The following is an 8,461-nucleotide window of genomic DNA, read 5'->3' as shown; positions in this document are numbered from 1 at the left end:
CAAATCTCTCAAACCCGCTAAAAACCGTCCGGCTTACTGCTTCAAACGAGGCGCGCATTCTACACTGAACCGCCACCTTGTCAACCGCTTTCTGAGGAAATCTGAAAACCATTTTCTTCAAAGCTTTCAAGCAGTTACTCCCTTGGGCCACCCCTGTCTCAGTGGCTTGTCCCTCAGAAGTGGTGCGCATTCTACAGCCCTCAGGAAAACTGTCAACGACCAATTTCGGTTTATTTTCCCGGACTTCGGTTTCCACCTATTCGACCGGTCAAATGCCGATCAGTTCGTTCAAAAACTATACTGAATACGCACCACACTGCCAATACCCGGAAGCTCACGACTCACCCGGGTAGAAAATCAGATATCTACCTTTACAGCAGCGGCAGCATTACGAGCTTTCGCCCTCGCCTCTTCTATAAACTCTCCCCGGGCCAATGCCACCCCCATCCGACGCCTTCCTTTAAGCTCGGGCTTACCGAACAGGCGCAACTGGGTATCCGGCTCAGTCAAAGCAGACTGCAGATCAGAATATGCCACCTCCCCGGAATCACCTTCCGGGAGAATGACCGCCGACGCGCTCGGGCCATTCTGACGGATCGCCGGAATCGGCAGACCAAGAATCGCTCTGGCGTGAAGCGCGAACTCGGAAAGATCCTGGGAGACCAATGTTACCAGCCCGGTATCATGGGGGCGCGGGGACACTTCGGAAAACCAGACTTCGTCTCCCTTAACAAACAGCTCAACGCCATAGATGCCGTAACCGCCCAGGTCTTCAACCACGGCAGAGGCAATCTCACGGGATCGTTCCAGCGCCCTCGCCGACATCGGCTGGGGCTGCCAGGACTCCCGGTAGTCCCCGTCCTCCTGGCGATGACCAATCGGCTCGCAGAAGGAGACTCCATCGCGATGTCGCACGGTCAACAGGGTGATTTCATAGTCAAAGTCCACAAAGCCCTCAACGATGACCCGCCCCTTACCGGCACGGCCCCCGCTCTGTGCGTACTCCCAGGCAGCCTCGATATCACTTTCGGTCTTGACCGTGCTCTGCCCTTTACCGGAGGAGCTCATCACCGGCTTGACCACCAGGGGCAGTCCAACTTCCGCTACAGCCGCCAGGTACTCTTCTTTATTGCCGGCAAAGCGGTAGGGAGATGTGGGCAGACCAAGTTCTTCCGCGGCCAGCCGACGAATCCCTTCCCGGTTCATGGTCAGGTTAACCGCCCGCGCTGTCGGGATAACCCGGTACCCTTCTTCCTCGAGCTTCACCAGCTCCGGGGTGGCGATTGCCTCGATTTCAGGAACAATCAGGTTCGGCTTCTCCTGCTCGATTACCGAACGCAACGCTGCCGCATCGAGCATATCGATCACATGGGAGCGATGGGCAACCTGCATTGCCGGCGCGTTGGCGTATCGATCAACCGCAATCACTTCCACGCCGTAGCGCTGCAATTCGATGACCACTTCCTTGCCAAGTTCACCGGAACCGCAGAACAACACCTTGAAGGCATTGCTCTTTAAAGGAGTACCGATACGTACGGTGTTGTTATCTGTCATGTCAGAGGGCCACCTTTTGTTCTCTCTTTGCCACCTCGCGCAGGACTTCCCTTCGTTCGTCATTACTCATCTGGGTCCAGCGCAGGATTTCGTCTCCGGTACGATGACATCCGATACAGACATCGTTCTCGTCCAGGGCGCACACGCTCACACAGGGTGAGCGGACTTTATCGGATACATTCATTTATCGGGGTCGCAGGCTGTCAGTTGTTGAATGTAGCGGGCACCATTCTCGACATAATGGGCAGCGCTCATCTCCAGCATTTTCTTCTGGTTGTCGTTCAGCTCACGTTTGATCTTGCCGGGAGAGCCGACCACCATGGAGCCGTCCGGAATCTCCATACCCTCCGGAATCAGGGTATTGGCACCGATCAGGCAGTGCTTGCCGATTTTTGCGCCATTCAACACAACCGCGTTGATTCCGATCAGAGAATAGTCGCCGATCTCACATCCGTGAAGCATGACCTTGTGGCCAACCGTCACTCCCCGCCCAAGAGTCAGGGGGATCCCGGGGTCGGTATGAAGTACAGAGCCATCCTGAACATTGGTTTCCGGCCCAATGGTGATCAGTTCGTTGTCACCGCGGATAACCACGTTGTACCAGACACTGCTTTTTTCCATCAGCTTCACGTTGCCAATCACGGTGGCATTGTGGGCAACAAACTGGTTATCGCCTTCCAGCTTTGGCCTGCGATCGCCAAGCTCGTAAAACATGTCAGCCTCCTTTAGGGGGTTCCAGCAAATCAATCCGGGCATCGTACACCGCGTTCAGGAAGTCAACCAGAACCACCGCGGAAAGCCCCCAAATCTGGAAACGCTCCCAGCGATAGCAGGGAACATAGAAAGTATTGTTGAGAAAACTCAGGGCATCGGTGCGTTCCCGGCGGTCTTCCAGGAAAAACGACAGGGGAACCCGGAATACACATTCTATTTCCGCCGGGTTGGGTTCGAGAGAGTGATCAGCGGGCACCACTCCAACGTAGGGAGTCACCAGGATTCCGTAGCGGGACATGACCTGGCTCAGCGGGGCGATAACCTCCACCTGGTCCGGCGGCAGGCCTATCTCCTCGTGGGTTTCCCGCAGCGCGGTCGCCGCAAGTGAAGGATCTCCGGGATCCCGCTTGCCACCCGGATAGGCCACCTGCCCCCGATGGGTGCTCAGATTGGAGGAACGGAGCGTAAATACCATTTCCGGATTGCGGGGATCGTCGGTAACCGGCACAAGGATCCCGGCTTCGGGATAATCAAGGGCGAGCTGCTGTGGAGCATAACCAGCCAGTCGCTCGGTGAGAAAATCTCGCAAATCTGGTCTCCCGGGAACTTCTTTCTGTTAGGTGAGACAGCAGCAGTCGGTATCGTTAAACTGACTACCAAAACCAATTCATTATACGGGGAAAGTCATGAAGTACTGCAGCACATGCGGCCATCCGGTGGAACAACGCATCCCCGAAGGCGATAACCGGCACCGCTATGTCTGTGTCAGCTGCGAGACCATACATTACCAGAACCCGCGAATTATCGCCGGCACCGTTCCAGTATGGGAAGGCAAAATTCTGCTGTGTAAACGCGCCATCGAACCCAGATACGGCTATTGGACCCTTCCAGCCGGGTTCATGGAAAACGCCGAAACCACCATTGAGGCCGCAGCCCGGGAAACCCGTGAAGAGGCACTGGCCGAAGTGGATATCCATGGCCTGTTCTCAATCATTGATGTGCCACACATCAACCAGGTGCACATGTTTTACCGGGCCACCCTTATCGAAGGCCGGTTTGGCGCCGGGGAGGAATCTCTGGAGTCCAGGCTGTTTGCGGTAGAGGACATCCCCTGGGATGAAATCTCGTTTCCGACTGTCCGCAAGACCCTCGAGCTGTTTCTCGAAGACATGAAGACTGAAAACTACCAGGTGCACCTCAAGGACATCCGGCGCCCCATGTCGGCCAGAGGCAAGGCCTGATCAGAAATCCTCGATCCGGAAGATCTCATAGGCAGGCTCCTCATAGGGATGGGCCTGCTTAAGCGCTTTTAGAGCGTCATGGATCAGACTGTCTTCACAAACCAGTTCCACTTTGAACTCATCCACTAGCTCCACTTCGCCCTGCGACCCAAGATAGGGGTCACTGCCTTCCAGCGGACGGAACTGACCCTGACCCTTACACTGCCAGGCACAACTGTCATAATCGCCGATTCTTCCTGCCCCGGCAGCGAACAATGCCTGCTTGGTTTGTTCAAGGTGAGATTCCGGAACGAAATAACACATCTTGTACATGAAACCTCCTGCGAGATCGGATATTTTTTGTACAGATTAATAGCTTAGAAACTTACCCACAGATTCTGTGGATAACTCTGGGGAAAGTTTTTGGGAACATGCCCCGAACCCCCATGATTACTGGACTCCACTCAAATTGGCGACAAAATGGCCCAACTGAGAAACCCTTTATATTTCAAGAGTTTATAATATCCGGCCAATTATTGAACCAATTTCCCGGGTTTTGTGCACAGATCACACAACGAAGCCTTGAGAGTGTGCATAAAATTATTGAGTCAAGGGGATTTTTGCAAAATCCGGGAGATTTTTTCCTTGAAAACCACCCTGAAAAAGAGCATAGGCCAAAACAAAAAAGCCGGTGCCGGAAAGTACTCCCTGGGAGCATCTCCGACACCGGCTTCCGGTTCAGTATCGCTTAACCGAACCAGCGCCTCGCATTACGGAACATCCGCAGCCAGGGGCCATCTTCTTGCCAGCCCTCCGGACGCCAGGAATGCTGAACGGCACGGAACACCCGCTCCGGGTGCGGCATCATGATGGTAACCCGCCCATCCCGGGTGGTAACACCCGTGATACCTTCCTCGGAGCCGTTCGGGTTATACGGGTAACGGGTGGTTAACTGGCCCCGGTTATCGACATACCGCAGGGCCACCAGCTCGTTCTCGGACAACGCCCCGGCAGACGTACCGGAGGCAAATTCGACCCGGCCTTCGCCATGGGCGACCGCGATGGGCATCCGGGAACCGGCCATACCGTCGAGGAACGCCGACGGCGAGGAGGCAACCTCCACCATCACCAGCCGGGCCTCGAACTGTTCGGACTGGTTACGCACAAAGCGCGGCCAACCCTCACTGCCCGGAATCAGCTCGTGGAGATTGGACAGCATCTGACAGCCGTTACAGACGCCCAGCGCGAGCGTATCCTGACGGTTGAAGAAGTGGGCGAACTGATCCCGAACCCGATCGCTGAACAGGATGGACTTTGCCCAGCCTTCGCCGGCTCCCAGAACATCGCCGTAGGAGAAGCCACCGCAGGCTACCAGGCTGTTGAAACCGTCCAGCGTCACACGCCCGGCCAGCAGGTCACTCATGTGCACATCAACCGCCTCGAAACCGGCGCGGTCGAATGCCGCCGCCATCTCCACCTGGCCGTTCACGCCCTGCTCACGCATGACCGCCACTTTCGGGCGGGCACCGGTGTTGATGTAAGGCGCAGCAACGTCTTCGTTGATGTCAAAGTTCAGGTCAACGTGCAGACCTGGGTCTTCTGCATCCAGCAGGTTATCGAACTCTTCCCGGGCACAGTCGGCGTTATCCCTGAGGGACTGGATCCGGTAGCTGGTCTCCGCCCACAGACGCTGAAGTTCAGTGCGAGGTTCGTCCACCACCTTCTCGCCCTCAAAGCTCAGGCGCAGGCGGTCGTCCTCGTTCAGGGTACCGATCACACTGGTGTGATCGCCCAGGCCGGCACCGGAGAACTGCTGGAGTACAAACCCGGTGTCCTCGCGGCGAACCTGGATGACCGCCCCGAGTTCCTCGTTGAACAGTTCACGGGCGAACTGGGAGGCATCCTCAGCCAGGCCATCGAGCTTGATATCCACACCGGTACGACCGGCAAAACACATTTCCGCCAGGGTGACGAACAGGCCGCCATCAGAGCGGTCGTGGTAGGCGAGCAGCTTGCCATCCGAGTTCAGGCCCTGAATGACTGCGAAGAACGCCTTGATGTCTTCCGGGTCATCCAGATCCGGTGCCACCGCACCCACATGGCGATAGACCTGTGCCAGGGCGGAGCCGCCAAGACGGTTCTGGCCAGCGGCAAGATCCACAAGGATCAGGTCGGTTTCACCGGCATCGGTGGCCAGTTCCGGCGTCAGGGTCCGGGCAACATCGGTCACCGGTGCGAAACCACTGATGATCAGGGAAAGGGGCGCGGTCACACTCTTCTGCTCACCGCTCTCCTCTTCCCAAGTGGTCTTCATGGACATGGAGTCCTTGCCAACCGGGATGGTGATACCCAGCGCCGGGCACAATTCCATGCCCACCGCACGTACGGTTTCATACAGGTTTTCGTCCTCACCCGGGTGACCGGCTGCGGCCATCCAGTTCGCGGACAGGCGAATATCGGACAGGTTGGCAATCGGCGCCGCGGCCAGGTTGGTAATCACCTCGCCCACCGCCATACGGCCGGATGCCGGCGCATCGATGACCGCAACCGGAGTGCGCTCGCCCATAGCCATAGCTTCACCGGTGCGCACATCGAAGGAGCTCGCAGTGACTGCCACGTCGCTCACCGGCACCTGCCAGGGACCGACCATCTGGTCGCGGGCCACCAGACCGGTAATGGTCCGGTCACCGATGGTGATCAGGAAGCTCTTTGAGCCCACAGACGGCAACCGCAGTACCCGGCGGATCGCATCGTTCACATCGATCTTGGTGGAATCAAAAATCGGCTTGGTGAACGACGAACGGCTGACGCTCCGGTGCATACGGGGTGGCTTGCCGAACAGGACTTCCATCGGCAGGTCCACCGGCTTGTCGTCGAAATACGAGTCGCCAAGCTCAAGGTGATGCTCTTCGGTGGCCTCGCCAATAACGGCGTAAGGGCAACGTTCGCGCCGGCACAGGGCATCGAATAGATCCAGGTTTTCCGGCGCAACCGCCATCACGTAACGTTCCTGGGACTCGTTGCACCAGATTTCCAGCGGCGACATGCCCGGCTCATCACTAGGGATGTCACGGAGCTCGAATTTGCCGCCGCGGCCACCGTCCTTGACCAACTCAGGCATGGCATTGGAAAGCCCGCCGGCGCCGACGTCGTGGATGAAGCAGATCGGGTTTTTGTCACCCATCTGCCAGCAGCGATCAATCACTTCCTGGCAGCGACGCTCCATTTCCGGGTTATCCCGCTGTACCGAGGCAAAATCCAGGTTCTCGTTACTGGAGCCCGAATCCATGGAAGAGGCAGCACCACCGCCCAGACCGATCAGCATTGACGGGCCACCGAGCACGATCAGCTTGGCGCCAACCGGAATATTGCCCTTCTCCACATGCTGCTCGCGAATGTTGCCGAGGCCGCCAGCGATCATGATCGGCTTGTGGTAGCCGCGCACTTCCTCGCCAGCCGGGCCCGGCACCTTCTCTTCGAAGGTACGGAAGTAGCCCGCCAGGTTCGGACGGCCGAATTCGTTGTTGAACGAAGCACCGCCGATCGGACCCTCGATCATGATATCCAGCGCAGAAGCGATCCGGTCCGGCTTGCCGTAGCCGATTTCCCACGGCTGGGCATCGCCGGGCAGGTTCAGGTTGGACACGGTGAACCCGGTCAGACCCGCCTTCGGCTTGGAGCCACGGCCGGTGGCGCCTTCATCCCGGATCTCGCCACCGGAACCGGTGGCAGAACCCGCCGCCGGCGCGATCGCCGTCGGGTGGTTGTGGGTCTCCACCTTCATCAGGATGTGAATGTCTTCTTCGTTGTAACCGTAAACACCGGTCTCGGGGTCCGGGAAGAAACGGCCACCACGGCTGCCACGGATGACGGAGGCGTTGTCCTTGTAGGCAGACAGAACGCCCTCACTGTTCATCTCATAGGTATTCCGGATCATCGCAAACAGCGACTTTTCCTGACCTTCGCCGTCGATATCCCAGGACGCATTGAAGATCTTGTGGCGGCAATGCTCGGAGTTCGCCTGGGCGAACATCATCAGTTCGACGTCGGTCGGATCACGCTGGAGATCGGTAAAGGATTTCACCAGGTAATCGATCTCGTCGTCCGCCAGCGCCAGGCCCAGATCACGGTTGGCTTTCACCAGAGCATCACGGCCACCCGCCAGCACCGGTACCCGGCCCAGGGTACGGGGCTCGTCGTGGCTGAACAGCAGTTCGGCACCGCCCATCTCGTGGAAAACCTTCTGGGTCATCCGGTCATGCAGCAACGCTGCGATCTTTTCACGCTGATCGAGGCCAAGTTTCTTCGTAGCCCGGATGTAATAGGCGACGCCCCGTTCGATACGATGAATCTGCCGCAGTCCGCAGTTGCGGGCGATGTCGGTCGCCTTGCTCGACCAGGGAGACAGGGTGCCGGGTCTCGGTACCACCAGGAACAGAACACCATCCGGCTCCTCTACCGGAACGCTGGGGCCGTAGACCAGAAGGCGGTCGAGGATGGCCTGCTCGGAGTCGGAGAGGTCAAACTCCAGGTCCACAAAGTGCATGAACTCTGCATAGACATGTTTGACTTCAGGAACAATCTCCTGAATTCGGGAATGCAGTTTGCGGGAGCGGAAAGGCGAAAGCGCGGGTGCGCCGCGAAGTTCAAGCATGATATCAACCTGTATCGCGCGAAAAGAGGAAGTCCGGTGCTATTTGAAAGGCCGCAATGATACTTGAAAGCGCATCGAGGTTACAGCGCCGCTGCGGTTATTCCGGACTGTAAAATTGACATTATTTTGCACATTAATTGAGCAATTTTATTGACCATCCGTGGTGAGGCGGGGATCATAGTTAGCGTGGCAACGGACGCTACGCACAGCATGACAAAGGAATACGCTCGGGTTTTATGAGCGTATCTGGCTGATACAGCTGCAACGGAGACTAGGGATTTGTCCAGATTTTTCAATCACCTCGGCGCCGTCCCGGCGC

7 protein-coding genes are annotated in these 8,461 nt (G+C 57.5%); 1 reads left to right on the top strand and 6 read right to left on the bottom strand.

Translation table 11 applies throughout. The annotated features are described in order from the left end of the window. Positions 1-357: 357 nt before the first annotated feature. The 4 genes from purT to DET50_RS16190 are packed head-to-tail and all read right to left on the bottom strand — an operon-like array spanning position 358 to position 2,857. A complete protein-coding gene (purT, locus tag DET50_RS16205; RefSeq protein ID WP_113863785.1) occupies positions 358-1,554 on the bottom strand; it encodes a formate-dependent phosphoribosylglycinamide formyltransferase in 1,197 nt (398 codons plus the stop codon). Position 1,555: 1 nt separating this feature from the next. Further along, positions 1,556-1,738 (bottom strand): DUF1289 domain-containing protein, encoded by a 183-nt coding sequence (locus DET50_RS16200; RefSeq protein WP_092003996.1) that lies wholly within the window; start codon positions 1,736-1,738, stop codon positions 1,556-1,558. After that, a complete protein-coding gene (locus tag DET50_RS16195; RefSeq protein WP_092003999.1) occupies positions 1,735-2,268 on the bottom strand; it encodes a gamma carbonic anhydrase family protein in 534 nt (177 codons plus the stop codon). The genes DET50_RS16200 and DET50_RS16195 overlap by 4 nt, the downstream gene beginning before the upstream one ends. A 1-nt stretch (position 2,269) precedes the next feature. After that, positions 2,270-2,857, bottom strand: a complete 588-nt coding sequence (locus DET50_RS16190) for an NUDIX hydrolase (protein WP_113863784.1) — start codon at positions 2,855-2,857, stop codon at positions 2,270-2,272. Between the two features lie 97 nt (positions 2,858-2,954). On the opposite strand from DET50_RS16190, the gene DET50_RS16185 reads away from it, so the two are divergent. Then, the gene (locus tag DET50_RS16185; protein ID WP_113863783.1) at positions 2,955-3,509 is read left to right on the top strand and encodes an NUDIX hydrolase; all 555 of its coding nucleotides are present in this window, start codon (positions 2,955-2,957) and stop codon (positions 3,507-3,509) included. Here DET50_RS16185 and DET50_RS16180 read toward each other — a convergent pair whose 3' ends face one another. Together DET50_RS16180 and purL are read right to left on the bottom strand one after the other, a co-directional pair. After that, positions 3,510-3,821 carry a YqfO family protein gene (locus DET50_RS16180; protein ID WP_113863782.1) on the bottom strand — a complete coding sequence of 104 codons (312 nt, stop codon included), beginning with the start codon at positions 3,819-3,821 and terminating at the stop codon, positions 3,510-3,512. A 415-nt stretch (positions 3,822-4,236) separates the two neighbouring features. Further along, entirely contained in the window at positions 4,237-8,142 is a 3,906-nt protein-coding gene (gene purL / locus DET50_RS16175) for a phosphoribosylformylglycinamidine synthase (protein ID WP_113863781.1), read from the bottom strand. Positions 8,143-8,461 lie beyond the last annotated feature (319 nt).

The organism is Marinobacter pelagius (assembly GCF_003315345.1).
GTDB classification, from domain to species: Bacteria; Pseudomonadota; Gammaproteobacteria; order Pseudomonadales; family Oleiphilaceae; genus Marinobacter; species Marinobacter pelagius_A.
The sequence above is the reverse complement of the archived record's forward strand: the minus strand, read 5'-3'. Positions and strand labels throughout refer to the sequence as shown.